Origin of the sequence: Streptomyces sp. TS71-3 (assembly GCF_018327685.1) — a bacterium.
Taxonomy (GTDB): Bacteria; Actinomycetota; Actinomycetes; order Streptomycetales; family Streptomycetaceae; genus Streptomyces.
The window spans coordinates 1,993,721-2,010,785 of record NZ_BNEL01000001.1 but is presented as its reverse complement, the minus strand read 5'-3'; the positions used below and the strand labels follow the sequence as shown (position 1 = coordinate 2,010,785).

Here is a 17,065-nt window from a genome sequence, read left to right as displayed (position 1 = left end):
AACGGCCGATGAGGGCCGGGGAAACGGAGAGCTCGCGTGACGCGCAGCGTGTACGTGACCGGGATCGAACGCGGCGACGGCCGGCAGGTCGTCGAGCTGGGGGTCATGGAGTTGCTGACCCGGCGGGTGGACCGCGTGGGGGTCTTCCGGCCGCTGCTGCACGAGGCCCCCGACCGCCTCTTCGACCTGCTGCGGGTCCGCTACCGCCTGGCGCAGGACCCGGCCACCGCCTTCGGCATGGACTACCGGGAAGCGTCCGCCGTCCAGGCCGAGCTGGGCACCGACGAGCTGGTCTCCCGGCTCGTCGAGCGCTTCACCGAGGTGGCCCGGGACTACGAGGCCGTGCTGGTGCTGGGCACCGACTACGCGGACACCCAGCTCCCCGACGAGCTGGCCCTCAACGCCCGTCTTGCCAACGAGTTCGGGGCGCCCGTGCTGACCGTGGTCGGCGGCCGGGGGCAGGCCGACGGATCCGTGGCGGCGGAGGCCCGCAACGCGTTCAGGGCCTACCAGAGCCTCGGCTGCGAGATCGCCGCGGTGTACGTGAACCGGGTGGCGGCCTCGGACCGGGACGCGGTCGCCGCGGAGCTCGCCGAGCGCCTTCCGGTGCCGTGCCACGTGCTGCCGGACGAGCCGTCGCTCGCCGCGCCCACGGTGGCGCAGATCGGCCAGGCGCTGGACGGCACCGTGCTGCTCGGCGACGAGGGGGGCCTGTCCCGGGACGCCATGGACTTCGTGATCGGCGGCGCGATGCTGCCGAACCTGCTCGCCGCGCTCACGCCAGGCTGCCTCGTCGTCACCCCGGGCGACCGGGCCGACCTGGTGGTCGGGGCGCTCGCGGCGCACAGCGCGAGCACGCCGCCCATCGCGGGGGTGCTGCTCACGCTGGGCGAGCGGCCCGGCAAGGAGATCCTGGCGCTGGCGGCCCGGCTCGCCCCCGGCACGCCGGTGATATCGGTGGAAGGCAACACCTTCCCGACCGCCACCCGGCTCCAGGTGCTGGAGGGCAAGCTGAGCGCGGCCACGCCCCGCAAGGCGGAGACCGCCCTCGGGCTCTTCGAGCGGTTCACCGACGGCGGCGCGCTGCTCGACCTGATCTCCGCGCCCAGCAGCACCCGCGTCACCCCGATGATGTTCGAGAACCGGCTGCTGGAGCAGGCGCGCGCGGTCCCCCGCCGGGTGGTGCTGCCGGAGGGCACCGAGGAGCGCATCCTGCGCGCCGCGGAGGTGCTGCTGCGCCGCGGGGTCTGCGAGCTGACGCTGCTCGGCCCCCTGGACCAGATCCGCAAGCGCGCCGCCGACCTCGGCATCGACCTCGCGGACGCCCGGCTCGTCGACCCGGCCACGTCCGACCTGCGCGAGCGGTTCGCCGAGCGGTACGCGCAGCTGCGCGCCCACCGGGGTGTCAGCAAGGAGCTGGCGTACGACGTGGTGGCGGACGTGAACTACTTCGGCACCCTGATGGTCGAGCAGGGCTTCGCGGACGGCATGGTCTCCGGGTCCGTGCACTCCACCGCGGCGACCATCCGGCCGGCGTTCGAGATCATCAAGACCCGCCCGGACGCCTCGATCGTCTCCTCGGTGTTCTTCATGTGCCTGGCGGACACCGTGCTCGTCTACGGCGACTGCGCGGTGAACCCGGACCCGGACGCCGAGCAGCTCGCCGACATCGCCATCCAGTCGGCGGCCACCGCCGAGCGGTTCGGGGTGGAGCCGCGGATCGCGATGCTGTCGTACTCCACCGGCACCTCCGGGACCGGCGCGGACGTCGACAAGGTGCGGGCGGCCACCGAGCTGGTGCACGCGCGGCGGCCCGACCTGAGCACGGAGGGGCCGATCCAGTACGACGCGGCGGTGGAGCCTACGGTGGCGGCGGCGAAGCTGCCGCTGTCCGAGGTCGCGGGCCGCGCGAACGTGCTGATCTTCCCGGACCTCAACACCGGCAACAACACCTACAAGGCCGTCCAGCGCTCCGCGGGCGCCGTCGCCGTCGGCCCGGTCCTCCAGGGGCTGCGCAAGCCCGTCAACGACCTCTCGCGGGGCGCCCTGGTCGGCGACATCGTCAACACGGTCGCCATCACGGCGATCCAGGCGCAGCAGTCCGAGTGAGCGCCGCCGGGCCACCGCGCCCGGGTCCCGGTCGCGGCGCCCGCGCTCGGGACGGGCCCGCCCCGGGCTCCGTTCCCGCCCGCACGCGACGCTCCTCCCCGACACCCGTCCCCGTCCCCCGTCCCCCGTCCCAGAAGGCGCACCGCCCGTGAACGCAACGCCCCCCGCCGGCAACGACAGGCCCGACCAGGTCCTCGTGCTCAACTCCGGTTCGTCCTCGCTGAAGTACCAGCTGATCGACATGACCGGCGGGCGGCGGCTGGCCACCGGCCTGATCGAGCGGATCGGGGAGAGAACGGGACGTGTCGTGCACACCCCGGGTGAGGGCGGCGAGCGCCGGGAGCGCGAGGAGCGGATCGCCGACCACCGGGCCGCGCTGGAGGCCGCGGGCGGGGAGCTGTCCGCGGACGGCCTCGGGCTCGACTCGCCCCGGCTCGCGGCCATCGGGCACCGGGTGGTGCACGGCGGGCAGTCCTTCACCAGGCCCGCGGTCGTCGACGAGAGCGTGCTCGCCGAGATCGAGCGGCTGGTGCCGCTTGCGCCGCTGCACAACCCGGCGAACCTCCAGGGCATCCGCACGGCCATGGAACTGCGCCCCGACCTTCCGCAGGTCGCCGTCTTCGACACCGCCTTCCACACCACCATCCCGGCGGCCGCGGCCCGGTACGCGATCGACGTGGAGACCGCCGACGCCCACCGCGTGCGCCGCTACGGCTTCCACGGCACCTCCCACGCGTACGTCTCCCGGGCCACCGCCGCCCTGCTGGGCAAGGCCCCCGAGGACGTCGACGTGATCGTGCTGCACCTCGGCAACGGCGCCTCCGCGGCGGCCGTGCGGGGCGGGCGCTCCGTGGAGACGTCCATGGGGCTCACGCCCTTGGAGGGTCTCGTCATGGGTACGCGATCAGGAGACATCGACCCGGCGGTCATCTTCCATCTGATGCGGGTCGGTGGAATGTCCGCGGACGAGGTCGACGAATTGCTGAACAAGAAGAGCGGGCTGCTCGGGCTCTGCGGCGACAACGACATGCGGGAGATCCAGCGCCGCATGGCGGACGGGGACGCCGACGCCCGGCTCGCCTTCGACATCTACGTGCACCGGCTGCGGAAATACGTCGGTGCCTATTTCGCCGTGCTCGGCCGGCTGGACGCGCTCGTGTTCACGGCGGGCGTCGGGGAGAACTCCGCCGAGGTGCGCGAGGCCGTCGTGGCGGGCCTTCAGGGGCTGGGCCTGGCCGTGGACGCGGAGCGCAACGCCGCACGGAGCGGTGCGGCACGCCTGATCTCACCGTCCGGCTCGCGGGTCGCCGTGGCGGTGGTGCCCACCGACGAGGAAATGGAGATCGCGAACCAGACATACACACTGGTAAAGCCCTGAAGACATCCGAAGACTTTCCGTGAGTTTCCGTGGTTTCCGCTGCAGTCCGAGTAGTCCGTTGCAGCCCGATGTAGCCGAACAACTGAGCAAGGCGCCGCACATGTGTCACTTCTGCCAGTCGGCGGACTCCGGTTAATTCCGCCCAGAAACAAACCGATAGGATCCGATCCATGCGCCGTTCGAAAATCGTCTGCACACTTGGCCCCGCCGTTGACTCGTATGAGCAGCTCACATCGCTCATCGAGGCCGGGATGAACGTGGCCCGCTTCAATTTCAGCCATGGCTCCCACGCCGAGCACGAGGAGCGGTACCACCGCGTCCGCCAGGCGTCGGAGGACGCCGGCCGGGCCGTGGGCGTCCTCGCCGACCTCCAGGGCCCCAAGATCCGTCTGGAGACCTTCGCCGAGGGCCCGGTCGAGCTGGTGCGGGGCGACGAGTTCGCCATCACCACCGAGGACGTCCAGGGCGACAAGTCGGTGTGCGGCACCACGTACAAGGGCCTTCCCGGGGACGTCGCCATCGGCGACCCGATCCTGATCAACGACGGCAACGTCGAGCTGCGCGTCGTGGAGGTCGACGGGCCCCGGGTGAAGACGATCGTCGTCGAGGGCGGCGTGATCTCCGACCACAAGGGCATCAACCTCCCCGGCGCGGCCGTCAACGTCCCCGCGATGTCCGAGAAGGACGTGGAGGACCTCCGCTTCGCCCTGCGGCTCGGCTGCGACATGGTCGCGCTGTCCTTCGTCCGGGATGCCAACGACATCAAGGACGTGCACGCCATCATGGACGAGGTGGGCCGCCGCGTCCCGGTCATCGCCAAGGTGGAGAAGCCGCAGGCGGTGGCGAACATGAAGGACGTCGTGATGGCGTTCGACGCGGTGATGGTGGCCCGTGGCGACCTGGCCGTCGAGTACCCGCTGGAGAAGGTGCCGATGGTGCAGAAGCAGCTCATCGAGCTCTGCCGCCGCAACGCCAAGCCGGTGATCGTGGCGACCCAGATGATGGAGTCGATGATCACCAACTCCCGGCCCACCCGCGCCGAGGCCTCGGACGTGGCGAACGCCATCCTGGACGGCGCCGACGCGGTCATGCTGTCGGCCGAGTCCTCGGTGGGGGCGTACCCGATCGAGACGGTCAAGACCATGTCGAAGATCGTCACGGCCGCCGAGCAGGAGCTGCTGTCCAAGGGCCTGCAACCGCTGGTCACCACGAAGAAGCCGCGCACGCAGGGCGGTTCGGTGGCCCGTGCCGCGTGCGAGATCGCGGACTTCCTGGGCGGCAAGGGCCTGGTCGCGTTCACCAAGTCCGGCGACACCGCCCGCAGGCTCTCCCGCTACCGGGCCGAGCAGCCGATCCTGGCGTTCACGACGGAGGTGTCCACCCGCAACCAGCTCACGCTGACGTGGGGGGTGGAGGCGTTCGTGGTGCCGCACGTGGACAACACGGACGCGATGGTGGAGCTGGTCGACGCGGAGCTGGTGAAGCTCGGGCGCTTCAACAGCGGCGACGTCGTCGTGATGACGGCCGGGTCGCCGCCCGGGGTGCCCGGGACCACGAACATGGTGCGGGTGCACCACCTGGGCTCCGCCTGATCCGACGGTGCGCGGCGCCCCGTCAGGGGCGCGGGGATGGGGGTACCTCCCACGCCCTTGAGGCAGTGGGGGAGCGAGCAACCATCTACCGGCCGGTGGTCCGGAAACGACCGAGACCGCCCCCTCGGCTCGGTGACGACGCTCGCCACTCCTGTTGCTGAGCGCGCAGTTCCCCGCGCCCCTGATCGGGGCGGAGCCCCGCCTTCTAGGGCCTGTCTGGCAATTCGCGGCGGATCAGCCCGCGGCGTCTGGTGCCGTGCATCGCAAGGCGGAGGGTCGCCCTCGTACTGGGCGTACGTGGGCGTGCCCGACAACGCGGCGAGGTGCGGTGCCAGACGTCGCGGGCCCGGCGGGAATTGTCAGACAGGACCTAGGGGCGCGGGGAACCGCGCGAGCAACCGCCCACCCGCCGGAGGCCCGGCCACGACGGGAACAGCCCGCTTCGGAGGGTGAGGTCCTGGCAACCTCCTCGCGGGCACGCGCCGCAGCTCATCCGGTGGTCAGCAGTGTGCTGAGGTCGTCCCCGTCGGACGGCGGGCGTCCTCGCTCGGGGGTCCTGGCTCCTCGCGCCGCGCTGAGGACGTCCGCCGCCGTCAGCCGCGGGACAACCGCGCGGATCCGGTCCAGTAGCTGCTCAGCGGTCTCCAGCAGCTCCGGCTCGCCCAGCGGGCGGGCTTCGATCGCCAGACCGTCCATGATCGTGCGCTGGAGGGCGGCGTAGAGTTCCTGCGTGCCCACCTCTCGAACGGTCAGGGAGAGGTGGGTGGAGAGCCCCTCCTCCCCCGACGCGGTGTGTGCGAACCCACGCGGGATGTAGAGGACGTCACCCGCGCGTACCGTCTCCTCCAGGACGGCGGCCCCCACCTCCTCGGCAGGGCCCGGCCGCCAGTTGCCGTCCCCGGGCCCCGGGTACACGGTCCACCTCTTGCTGCCGCTGATCTGGAGCAGCAGGACGTCGGCGTCGTCCCGGTGAGTGACGAGCCCCTGTGCGCCGGCTGGTGTGGCGAAGAAGAACGCCTCGACCGGGCGCCGGAGATCCGTCTCGAAATCCCGTGTCAACCGCTCCGTCGGGGCGTGCCAGTGCTCCACGTTGCGCAGCAGCAGCGTGCTCCCCTGCCTCAGCAGGCGGGCGATGGCGGCACCGTCGGCGAAGGCGGGTACCGTGCTTCCGGTCATGCGCCGGGAGGTCGTGTAGGAACTCTCGGGGATCTCGTCGGTTCCCCTGACCATCTCGACGTGCGGTCGTCGTAGCATCCTGTGTCGGATGGCCCGGTCCACGTCCCCGAGGGTGATCGGCGTCTCGGGCCTCAAGCCGCGGAACACCCTGGGCGCCCGCCCCCAGTCGTCCGCCAGGAACGCCTGCGCCGAGCCCACCCAACCGGGGACCGCTTTCCATGTCATCGTTGCCTCGTCATCGTTGCCTTCTCATGAGTGTGCCGCCCGCCCGCCGCGAAACCCCCGTCAAGCGATCAGGAGCGCGCGCTCCCAGGGCGTGGCGGGCTGAGTGCCGGTGGCGCAGGTGTGCAGCGCGAGGGCGGCCCCGGCAGCCCCGGTGAGGAACCCGAACGGGTCGTCGGGAACATACCCGGGGCGTGCGGCGCCCGGGACGGTGCCGCACACCGCGCCCGGTGCCGCGTCGAGGAGCCGTGCGGCGATCCACGGCAGCCGTGCCGCAAGCTCGTCGTCGGAGCTTTCCTGAGCCGTCCTCCAGGTGATCTGCAACAGGCCCGCCCATCCGTGGCACAGGCCCGGTCCGTTCAGGGGCGGCTGCGTGGAGGAGGGGCGGAGCACCGACCGCAGGGCCCGGACGGCGGCGTCGCGCCATTCGGCGACGTCGAAGGCGGCGCCCGCCAGATACAGGGCGCGGGCGACTCCCGGAGTCCCGTAGCACCATGAGGGCCTGGGCCGCGCGGCCTCGGCGCCGTCCAGGCCGAGCATGGGGGGCCACCAGACACCGTCGCCGTCGTCCCTGCGCCGTTCGAGCAGGTACCCGGCGAGCACGGTGGCGGCCTCCCGCTGTCCCGCCACCCGTGAGCCGTCGCGCCAGGCCAGGGAGAGGAGCGCCAGGAGACCGGCGACGCCGTGGGCCATGCCGAGGTTGGCGTGGCCCTCCCTGACCGCGGTCGGGGCGTAGGATGCCGTGTCCTGTGCCACCCACCAGCCGGGAAGGCGAACGCCGGACACCTCGATGGGGTCGGTCAGCGCGACCACGGCCTCCAGCACGGGAGCGGCGGCGCCGGTGAGCCCACGTGCGACGAGGTGGCCGCCCAGTCCGGCCAGCCCGGTGATCGCGTCGTAGGCATGGATGGTCACACACGCCTCTCCGAGCGCGACCCGGCGCGCCTCACGCTCGGCCCAGGCACGCGCCATGGCGGCGAGGCGCTCGTCGAGGCCGGCAAGGGTGCGGGCGTAATGGCCGCCGTGCCCCGCCGCGCAGTGAGCCGCGAAGGACAGAGCGGCTGCGCCACGGAAGATCCCGGCCGTCGACGGCTCCTGGCGCGACCGCGCCGCTGCGGTGAGCCAGGCGTGGGCCAGCGCCCGGTGGGCCGTGTCCCGGTGGGCCAGCTCCGCGTAGAGCAGGGACATTCCCGCACAGCCCCGGTCGAGGCTGGAGGGCACGCACGAGTCGCCTGCCTGCCAGATCCGGGTGGTGGCCTCGATGTCCGAGAAGCGCTCGGAGACTTCCTCCACGTACTGCGCGGCCCGGTCCCATGGCGGCATGGCGGGCGTCATCGCGGCCGACCCGCTCGCCTCTGCCGCGCGTCGACCGCGGCGGCCGCGAGTGCGGTGACCGCCGCCTCGTTGGCCCGGTCGATGCCGCAGAGCCGGTTGTGGTGCATGTGCAGCAGAGAGGGGAGCACCGATCGGGGGAGCGCTCCGTTCAGGTCCCGCAGCCGCTGGGCGTACGCGTTCAGCGCCTCTGCCCGCTCGTCCCAGACGGCGGCCAGTTCGGGCCCGGACGGCAGGGCGCGCAGGCGCTCCCAGCCACCGGCCGGGTCGATGAGCCCTTTCGCCTCACCGTGCAGCAGGGCCCTCGCCTCGTGGCCGCCGGAGGTGCCGGCGCAGTCGAACAGCGCCCCGGCGGCCTCCCGATCCCCCAGGAGCCGAACGGCTAGGTCGGCGCAGTTGGCCGCCGCCAGCACCCGCCGGCTCATCACCGGCGGCAACGACGGCTCAAGGCGGAGTTGCCCGACACACGCCGCACTGTCCGCGCGGAAGAACTCCTCCGCGCAGCTCATGGCCTCCGGGCCGCCGTAGCGCTCCCACTCCGGATCGTAGGTGTCCAGGACGAGACGGCCGGCCATGCCCGAGGCGGACAGGCCACTCGCCCAGTCGCCGAGGAGGGGCAGCACACCGCCGGCGAGTTCCGCGGGATCACCGTGGAACCGCAGCCGCAGGTGGGCGTCGGGATCCTGGTAGCGGATGTAGAACCAGCGCTGGAGGTCCGGCAGTTTCGCCAGCAGATCGGCGAGAGCCCGCGCGATGATCTCGTCCTGCCGCTCCGAGGAGCAGTACAACTTCGCGTACAGCCACGAGGAGCCCGGCGGGAACACCGCGCGCCCGGACAGGTGGACCGCTCTGGCGGCGCCGGTGACGGGAGGCGAGAGGGGCCCGTTCTCTCCGTGCGGCGCCCCACGCGCTGCCGTGTCCTCGCGGCGCACCAGGGAGAAAGCCAGCTCGTTGGTGCGCCCTCGGGCCGTGCCGCCCGACGCTGACAGCCACCCGGTGCCGCACTTCCCGCCGGCCGGCAGTTCGACGAGCTGGACCGGCCGCCCGCGGCTCAGTCCGTTGCGCAGCAGGTCCTGGTGCCCTGTGGAGGTCAGGTCCAGGCTGATCCGCTGATCGTTCTCGACGAGTTGCACCCGGTCGGGAACACCCCAGCGCACTCGCCACTCCTTCAGCGACCGGCGCCATTCCCCGGGTCCGGCGGCCGGGTCCCTCAGGGCCGCGTCGGGCTTCCAACGGGCGGAGGACAGGACGGTACGGCCGACCCGGACCCGGGGCAGATAGGGCAGCGACTCAGCCGCCCCCCAGCGCCACCCCGGCCAGGCCGGCTCCCCGCTCCGCACGATCTCGTGGAGGAGGCGTCCCGCGTTGGGCGCCTGCCGATCGACGGCCATGGTGCTGGGCACGGTCGGCACCACCTCACGTCCCGTCCTCAGCGACACGACCGCGAGCCGCCGGGGCGTGGCCACGACCGCGAGATCCCGGAGTCCCAGGGTGTCGGGCCGGCCGGTGTCGGCGAAGGAGCCCAGCACGATCCGCTGGTCCGCCCAGACGGGCACGCGTGCCACGTTCCCCGCACGTGGCCGGTGCGGCGGAAAGAACAACCGGGCGCGTGTGGCCTGGGGGGCGGACGTGGGCAGGCCGCGAACCATCTCCCCTATCCGGTCGCCGTCCCGTCCGAGGAGCGGGGCGAACCGGCCGGCGAAGGCCCCGGCGAGTGTCTGCGTGCCGACCACCACCAGCCTGAAGTCGCCCGCGGCCAGGGCCGAGGTCGAATCGGAGATGAGGTGGGCCAGCATGTCCATGGACGGCGGCGGTGTCCCGGCCTCGGCACGGATTTCGCCGAGGACGGAATCGTCGAGAACGATCTCCCGTTCTCCCGCGATCGACGCCCCCTGCGCCAAGGAGAGGAGCAGGTCGTCGTGTTCGGAGTCCGCCACCTGCTTTCCGCGGAGTGTGCGGGGGCTGCGCGGGAACCGGTACCCCGCAGGGGCCGCCAGGCCGATGTCCGGGTCGACGGCGTCCCGCAGCGGAACCGCCCGGCCCACTCCGTACCGTTCGATGAAGTCCTCGTGGAACTCCGTGAGGAAGCCGGGCCCCGGGTGTCCTGACGACAGGACCCACAACGCCTCGGCGGCCTGCTCCACCTCGCCGCGCACGATGTCCGGGAGCTGGACGTCGACGTCGAGACGCAGGTCCACCTGCACCGGAGTGTCGGCCGGCTGGACCCGCCGCATACGATCCGTCACCCTGTCCAGTACGGGGCCGGGCTCGCCGAGCGGAGTCCGCGCGTAGGCGGCCAGTTCGCGGCGCACCTCGCGGAGTTCGGCGAGCACCTCGCCGGTCCGTGCGGTGAACGCGCCGTCCGAGCCGTCCAGCCGTGACAGGAGCGTTTCCAGGGGGTCGGTGTCGTCCAGCGGCGCCCGCAGCTCCGTCACCAGGACACCGGCCCGCACGAGTCTCGCCACCGAGGCCATGATGAGATCCCCGCCGGCAGCGGGGAAGGCGTCCGCCAGCGCATCGACCAGATCCGTGCATCCGAGGGGGAACCGGGCGCGGTCCCATATCTCCCGAACCGCGCTGGTGAGCCTGACCGAGACCTCCCGGGTGAGGGTCTCACCCTTCCCCGCCTGCGGAACGTACGGATTGATGACGCGGTCACCACGCACGAAACAGAGATTATTTACGACCACCCGGAGCTTCCGAAGGACAGCCTCGTCGCTCTCCAGGGCCGAGAGGACTCCGCCGAACCACTCCAAATCCACCCGGGCACATTTGACATGGGCCTCGCCCCACCGCACTCGGGGGTGCGGACCAAAATGCGCGGTCGACACCCCCGCCATCAACCCGAACGGTGTCGCACGGCTCGACATGCGCAGCCGGTAACGACTGACGGCGCGCACGGCCCGGCGTATCCGCTTGGGCGAGGCAATACGGCCGGCGCACACGTCGTCGAGGGTGCGGATGAGGGACGGACTGGAGATCGACAGGGCCTCACGCAGCAGGGGGTCTTTCGCCGCGGCACGAAGGTAGTCGGCATCCTCGTCAGTCGCGGGCTGGGAACCGGGGTGCGCCTCTCGCACCGCGGCACGGAGCAGGACCACGTCCGAACAGGCGAAAGCAGTGGTCAAAGAGGTGTCCTTCGGCAGCGTGCTCACCACTTTCTCGTCCTTGGAAGGAAACGGCGGGCGGAGCGCTCCGCCCGCCGCCTCCGTACCCGTCAGCGGGTCAGATGCAGTCGCACGGGTTGCTGGGGGCGGTGGCGATCGTCGCCGAGCACATCGACGCGTTCGGCGTCTCCATGGCGTCCCCGTCTTCGGCGATCTCGACCACGTCGAGCTCGAATGCCTCGGTTACCTCGTTGACATTCATGTACTTTCCACCTTTCGCTCTCCGACTTTCTTCGAGGCTGAATTAATTCAATTCAGCCGAGATTCAACATAGCAAACGCGGACGCCGCACACCACGACCACCTCCCAAATCTGACGGGCTCTCTTTTCTTCTCAACGGCAGCACGAATTCAAATCGACCACAATCCGAAATTACCCCCGGAAAAGTCAGCGCGAGATTTCAATGAATGAAGCGGCTTCACTCATTACCCAATGACTCATACTTCCAAGCGATGATTTATCGGATATTCCTCCGGCAGGTCAGCACTGTCCACGACCGGATACGCGAGGTGACCGGAGCGGACGCGCACACGGGGCGGAAAACAACCGTGGCCCGCACCCCCGGAAGGGTGCGGGCCACGGTTTATGTGCGGCTCCCGGAACGCTCTGGTGAACCCAGGCAGCGGGTCAGCCCGTGAGGTACTGGTGCAGACCCGGAACCGTCAGGTTCCCGCCGAACTGGCCGGCCTGGACGATCTTCACGTTGGTGAAGTACGCGACCGGAATGTTCAGCGGCGGCGGGTGCTCCGCGTCGAAGACGATCGGGATGAGACCGAACAGGTTCCCCGACAGGCTCTCCGTGTACATCGTCACCCGACCCCCACGGATCGTGGACGTCGAGCCGGAGGCGGCCTGGACGTGGTACGTCTTGCCCCCCTGGCCCGCCACGGTCTGGTGCAGGTCGCCGATGTCGACGCCGTCGTCCGCGGTGAACTTCAGGACCTGCTTGGTGTGGCCGTCGGGCGTCGTGAGGTTGACGACTCCCGCGTAGTTCAGACCCTTCAGGAGAAGCGAACTGGCCTGAAGGTTCCACGGCTGGTTGGGAATCGGCACCGGCGGCGTCTCGTCCTTGCCGGCGGTCTTCTTCTCCACCACGCAGGGGTACGAGGGGCTGCCGTCCTCGCCCTTCGACTGGCCCAGCAGGTCACCGGTGGACGGAGACGGCGAAGCCGCCTTGCCCGCGGTGTCCTTGACGCCGTCCGTGACCTTCTTGGTCGTGTCACCGACCTTGCCGGCGGTGTCCGTGGCGGAACCCACGACCTTGTCCACCAGCGAGTCCGAGCTCTTGCCGCTCTGGCTGGCCGACGGAGTCGGAGTGGAGGTCCCGGCGTCGGACGACGTCGACTTGCCCTGGCCGCCCGACAGCACGTTCCCGAGGCTGTCGCCGAGGTCGCCCAGCAGGCCACCCGAGCTCTTCGACGCCGACGGGGCAGGCGAGTCGTCCTTGGTGTCCCCGGAGGGCGCGGACTTCGTCGAACCGGACGGTGTGGCCGACGCGGACGGAGACGGGCTCGCCGAGGGGTCGCTCTTGCCGTCCGAGTCGGAGGCACCGGGCTTCTGGTCGAAGAGGCCCTTGCCGTCCGTGGTCTTGCCGTCGTCCGCCTTCTTGCTGCCGTCGTCGGGGACCTCGTCAGGCTGGCTGACGCAGTGCCCGTCGGAGGCCGGGTTCTTCGGCAGCCCCTTGGCCGCGGCGAAGGTCGGGGTCAGGCCCATGCCCATGAGGACGGCGGTCGGCATCGCCGCGAGGGCGAACGCCTTGCCCGCCGGCATCTGCAACCTGGTGAACAGGGCTTTCCTGGGAGCGGCATGCCGCCTTGCTGCATGGCGACCCGTGGCTCTCTCCCGGGTGTCACCCGCGGATTCCTCGTGGTGCGCCTCGTCAGCCCGCACGGTGCCTCCCGTTCGTCCCCTTGGGCCGGTTGTTTCCAAACAGGTCGCCCGGCTCACCGCTCACCGAGTAAGTGGCGCCGGCGACTGCCGGGGGCGGGGCGGGACGGTCGTCGTTCGCCGGGAAGTCCTCCGGCTTCGAGTCATCATCCTTCGCACCCTGGGCCGACGCGCTGCCTTCCGCCCAGGAGATGCCGAGTGCGCCGCCGACGAGGGCGAGCAGGAAGCCGAAGAAGAAGCCACCGAAGTTGGAGACGACCAGCGAGACCAGACCGAGCAGGATCGCCGCGACACCGGCGAACACCCGCGAGTGCTTCTGGTACCACATCGTCAGACCGAGCACCACGAGCAGCACGCCGATGATCAGGGAACCGGCGCCCGCGGTGGTCGCCATCCTGATCGTCATCGTGCCGAGCGTGAAGTTGGCATACGGAATGTACGCGATCGGGATGCCGCCCAGCAGCGTCAGCAGACCACCCCAGAATGGTCGCTGCCCGCGCCACCCTCGGAACGATCGGCGCATACGGCCGAGCCGTGCGCTCGACCCTGCCTGCGCTTCGGCGCTCATGTCGTACAGCTCCTCGGGAATGGCGTTGTCTCTGTGATGGTGCGGTTCAGGATACGGAGGGCACGGGGACGGACGGGAGGTGACCCGCGCCCCCGCGCCCGGCCGTTCAGCCCAAGTGTCTCAGCGACGATGCGCTCAGTAGCACTCGTGCTTGCCCTTCTGGACCTTCATACCCAGGCCCGAGAGCTTAAAGGTTCCAGCGGTGGTGGCCCATGCCTGCTGCTTCACGTCGGTGAAGGTGGCGGACTCGGCCTGCTGGGCAAAGCTGTCGGGAAGGTACTTGTCGCCCTTCGACGGACCCGGGCCCTTGGTGGTGCTGTCCACCGAGGTACCGATGTCGATCTTGTTGAAGGTCGCGTTGGTGTGCAGGTCATCGGCGTCGATGTAGAGCTTGTTCGCCTTGACCCGCTCGCCACCGGGTGCACCGGCTTTGAGCGTCATCGACACGTCGCCGAACACCGGCACCGGGACGACAACCGACTGGCAGAGGTTGGTGATCTCCGCGTTGTCGAAGCCGACCACGGCGACCGGGTGGTCACCCGACTTGCCGCTGTCCACAGCGCCGTACTGCACAAAACCGGTGCCGTCAAGACGGTCCGCAGTCACCTTGAACTGCTGACCGGACACGCTGAACGATGCCGCGAGCGCACCCTGCGAAAGGGCGACGCCTATCGCGGCCGTCGCCGCGACGCTCGGCACCATGACCACGGCGAACCGCTTCCATCTGGTTCCGCCACGAGCCACGGACTCCATGACTTTCCTCCTTCTCGGACGTACATCTCCAGCCCGGACTGCTGCTTATCGGGCGGTTCAGCCGGGCAGGGATGGGAGAAGTGCTACGTCCTCGGGAAGGAGAGCGCCCGCTTCGGAGGCACTGCATGCGCCCAAAAACCGGCGATCACCCCCGAGCGACAACCACTTTGGCTGCGCTTCACGCACGTACGCAACCTTCCGGACAGGCCCTACCGCGAAAACGGTAAGGACCCCCCTGTCCAAGGCCGGCACCAGCGGTACCCGCCCGCTCGGTGGGGACCCAAACCCTTCGCGCACACGACTGGCCGTCGGGCTGTGGGGAATGGACCGAGCGTCGCCGATCGTGGTCCATTCTTGGCGCCCGCACAAGGGGGTTCGTTACTGAGCAGTAACGGATGGATAACTGAAGTGCGACAGGCCGAGATCGGTTGATCACACCGAGTGTGGCACGGTGTGACGCCGGATCACCCAAGAAGGAACGTATCCGGACAGATACTCGGCTGGTTCTTACTGGGAGTAACAGCGGCCGCTTTCCCCAAGTTTTGGCAAAGTGCGGCCGCCGCGCGCCTCCTTCAGAGAACCTTCACGCCGGCATCACAACGCCCTGCGTTTAGCGACTGGTCAGAAGAGTGCACGTGCAAGTTCCCTACGGGCGGTGGCCACTCGGGGGTCGTCGGCGCCTACCACGTCGAAGAGTTCGAGCAGCCTGAGCCGGACGCTGTTGCGGTCCTCGCCCGCGGTGCGCCTGACCGTGTCGACAAGTCGTCCAAACGCGTCCTCGACATGACCACCCACCAGATCGAGGTCGGCGGCGGCGATCTGCGCGGCGATGTCGTCCGGCTTGTCGGCGGCCTCGGCGCGCACCTGCTGGGGGTCGGCGCCCTGCACGCGCTGGAGCAGCTCCGCCTGGGCGAGGCCGAGCTTGGCCTCGGGGTTGGCCGGGTCCTCCGCGAGGACGCTCTGGTACGCCTGGACAGCGCCGCCCAGGTCGCCGCTGTCCAGCGCCGCGACGGCGGCCTCCAGCAGGGCGTCGTACGGACCCGCGGGCTGGGCGGGGGCTCCGGCGGGGGCCTCACCCTCCTCGGACTCGGCGTCCTGATCGACCGTCAGCCCGGTCAGCCCGAAGCGCTGCTCCGCGACCTGTACGAGCTGGTCGAGGGTCTGGCGGATCTGGGCCTCCGGGGCGGCACCCTGGAAGAGCGGCAGGGCCTGGCCGGCCACCACCGCGAACACCGCCGGGATGCCCTGGATGCCGAACTGCTGCATCAGCATCTGGTTGGCATCGACATCGATCTTGGCCAGCAGGAAGCGGCCGTTGTACTCGTGGGCGAGGCGTTCGAGCAGGGGGCTGAGCTGCTTGCACGGCTCGCACCACTCGGCCCAGAAGTCGATGACGACGGGGACCTCGTTGGAGCGCTGGAGCACCGCGCTCTCGAAGCCCGCCTCGTCGACGTCGATCACCAGGCTCGCCGGGGAGACGGCTCCACCGCCGCCCGTCCGTGCGGCGTCCGCACGGGCCTGCTCCGCCTTCGTCCTGGCCTCCTGGGCCGCCTTCACCGCGCCGAGGTCGACGACCCCGCTCATGGACATGTTCCGTGGCTGCATGGGTACATCCTCCCCCTTCAGCGCGCCCCAGTGAAAAGCATGACGAAAAGCGAGCTCCGTGCCGCGCCGCCGGCCGCCCCGCGCCGGTGCGGGACCCCGGTGGAGGCCGCGCGCCCGGCGGGCAGGCTCCTCGGAGGCGGCCGTTCTCCCCGGGCGGCAGCCGCTCTCCCACGGCTTTCGCTACGGGTCGTAGCGTAACTGCCCCCGCCGGTTCACGGGGCGCGAGCCCTCCTGACGTGCTGTGATCCTGCTCACCGGGGGGCGCCCTCGCGGCGCCTGGGCTACCCGCCGGTATGGTCGCCTGCATGGCCCCCCACAGCCCTGCCCGTTCCGGCCCCCGGACCGGCCGGACCGGCCGCCCTCGCAACGCCGCCACCGATGCCGCGATCCTGGACGCGACCCGTGCCGCGCTGGTCGATCTCGGCTGGTCCAAACTGACGCTGAGCGACGTCGCCACTCGCGCGGGGGTCGCGAAGACCACGCTCTACCGGCGCTGGGCCGGGAAGAACGAGCTGGTGGTGGACGCGGTGGCGGTCCTCTTCGACGAGCTGGAGCTGCCCGACCGGGGCAGCCTGGCCGCGGACATCGAGGGAGTGGTCCGGCAGTTCGCCGCGCTGCTCGAACGGCCCGAGACGAAGACGGCGCTGATGGCGGTGATCGCCGAATCCACCCGGGACGAGCCGCTGCGGGCGCGGATCCGGGACTCGATCGTGGCCCGCCAGAAGCGGCTGGTGGTTTTGGGGCGGGCGCGGGCGGAGGCGCGGGGTGAGCTGCCGCCTGCGGCGGGTGCCGAGGACGCGGCGCGCAGTGCGGATCTCATCTTCGATGTGGTGGCGGGGGCCGTGGTGCATCGGATGCTGGTCAGCGGGCAGGACGTGGACGGGGCGTGGGTGCGGGGGCTTGTGGCGCTCCTGGGGGGCGGCCTGGCGGCCGCGGTGGCTCCCCTGGCCGGGCCCGCGTAGGCCGTCACGGCCCCTTGCGGGGGCGCGGCTTTTCGCCTGCGGCGGGCTTGCCGGGGCCTGGCCCCGTCGGCCGTTCACCTTGCCACCTGCTGGTGGTGGCCCGCTTTTTTGCGCAGTTCCCCGCGCCCCTTTTATAGGGGGTTGGCCTCTCGCGCCACTCTCCCGCCGCGTCGGGTTCTCGCGCAGTTCCCCGCGCCCCTTATATGGGGGGGTTCGCCTCTCCGGCCACTCTCCCGCCGCGTCGGGTACTCGCGCAGTTCCCCGCGCCCCTGCCGTCGGGGGGTTCGCGTCTCGTTTCGCCGTCTCGCCATCGT

Annotated in this window: 12 protein-coding genes; 4 read left to right on the top strand and 8 right to left on the bottom strand. The window is 70.7% G+C overall.

Annotated features, from left to right (window positions below):
- Positions 1-36: 36 nt before the first annotated feature.
- The 3 genes from pta (at position 37) to pyk (ending at position 5,079) form a co-directional block, all read left to right on the top strand.
- Entirely contained in the window at positions 37-2,109 is a 2,073-nt protein-coding gene (gene pta / locus Sm713_RS08285) for a phosphate acetyltransferase (RefSeq protein ID WP_212909003.1), read from the top strand.
- Positions 2,110-2,257: 148 nt separating this feature from the next.
- On the top strand, positions 2,258-3,487 hold the full coding sequence (locus tag Sm713_RS08280; RefSeq protein WP_212909002.1) for an acetate kinase: 1,230 nt from the start codon (positions 2,258-2,260) through the stop codon (positions 3,485-3,487).
- A gap of 170 nt (positions 3,488-3,657) precedes the next feature.
- Complete coding sequence (gene pyk, locus Sm713_RS08275) at positions 3,658-5,079, top strand: pyruvate kinase (RefSeq protein ID WP_212909001.1); 1,422 nt, start codon at positions 3,658-3,660, stop codon at positions 5,077-5,079.
- Positions 5,080-5,568: 489 nt separating this feature from the next.
- Here the strand turns inward: pyk and Sm713_RS08270 are convergent, their stop codons facing one another.
- The 8 genes from Sm713_RS08270 to Sm713_RS08235 form a co-directional block, all read right to left on the bottom strand.
- Positions 5,569-6,480, bottom strand: a complete 912-nt coding sequence (locus Sm713_RS08270; protein ID WP_212909000.1) for a JmjC domain-containing protein — start codon at positions 6,478-6,480, stop codon at positions 5,569-5,571.
- Positions 6,481-6,540: 60 nt separating this feature from the next.
- Positions 6,541-7,800: a lanthionine synthetase C family protein gene (locus Sm713_RS08265; RefSeq protein ID WP_212908999.1), complete on the bottom strand. Its 1,260-nt coding sequence runs from the start codon at positions 7,798-7,800 to the stop codon at positions 6,541-6,543.
- 8 nt (positions 7,801-7,808) lie between these two features.
- On the bottom strand, positions 7,809-10,964 hold the full coding sequence (locus Sm713_RS08260; protein ID WP_212908998.1) for a lantibiotic dehydratase: 3,156 nt from the start codon (positions 10,962-10,964) through the stop codon (positions 7,809-7,811).
- Positions 10,965-11,034: 70 nt separating this feature from the next.
- On the bottom strand, positions 11,035-11,178 hold the full coding sequence (locus Sm713_RS08255) for a hypothetical protein (RefSeq protein WP_212908997.1): 144 nt from the start codon (positions 11,176-11,178) through the stop codon (positions 11,035-11,037).
- Between the two features lie 425 nt (positions 11,179-11,603).
- Positions 11,604-12,746, bottom strand: coding sequence for a hypothetical protein (locus Sm713_RS08250; RefSeq protein WP_212908996.1), 1,143 nt, complete (start codon positions 12,744-12,746; stop codon positions 11,604-11,606).
- A gap of 109 nt (positions 12,747-12,855) precedes the next feature.
- Entirely contained in the window at positions 12,856-13,431 is a 576-nt protein-coding gene (locus Sm713_RS08245; protein ID WP_212908995.1) for a DUF6114 domain-containing protein, read from the bottom strand.
- 135 nt (positions 13,432-13,566) lie between these two features.
- Positions 13,567-14,184, bottom strand: a complete 618-nt coding sequence (locus tag Sm713_RS08240) for a DUF6230 family protein (RefSeq protein WP_212908994.1) — start codon at positions 14,182-14,184, stop codon at positions 13,567-13,569.
- A 621-nt stretch (positions 14,185-14,805) separates the two neighbouring features.
- Complete coding sequence (locus tag Sm713_RS08235) at positions 14,806-15,789, bottom strand: tetratricopeptide repeat protein (RefSeq protein ID WP_212908993.1); 984 nt, start codon at positions 15,787-15,789, stop codon at positions 14,806-14,808.
- A gap of 305 nt (positions 15,790-16,094) precedes the next feature.
- Here Sm713_RS08235 and Sm713_RS08230 point away from each other — a divergent pair, with 305 nt between their 5' ends.
- On the top strand, positions 16,095-16,751 hold the full coding sequence (locus Sm713_RS08230) for a TetR/AcrR family transcriptional regulator (protein ID WP_212908992.1): 657 nt from the start codon (positions 16,095-16,097) through the stop codon (positions 16,749-16,751).
- Positions 16,752-17,065 lie beyond the last annotated feature (314 nt).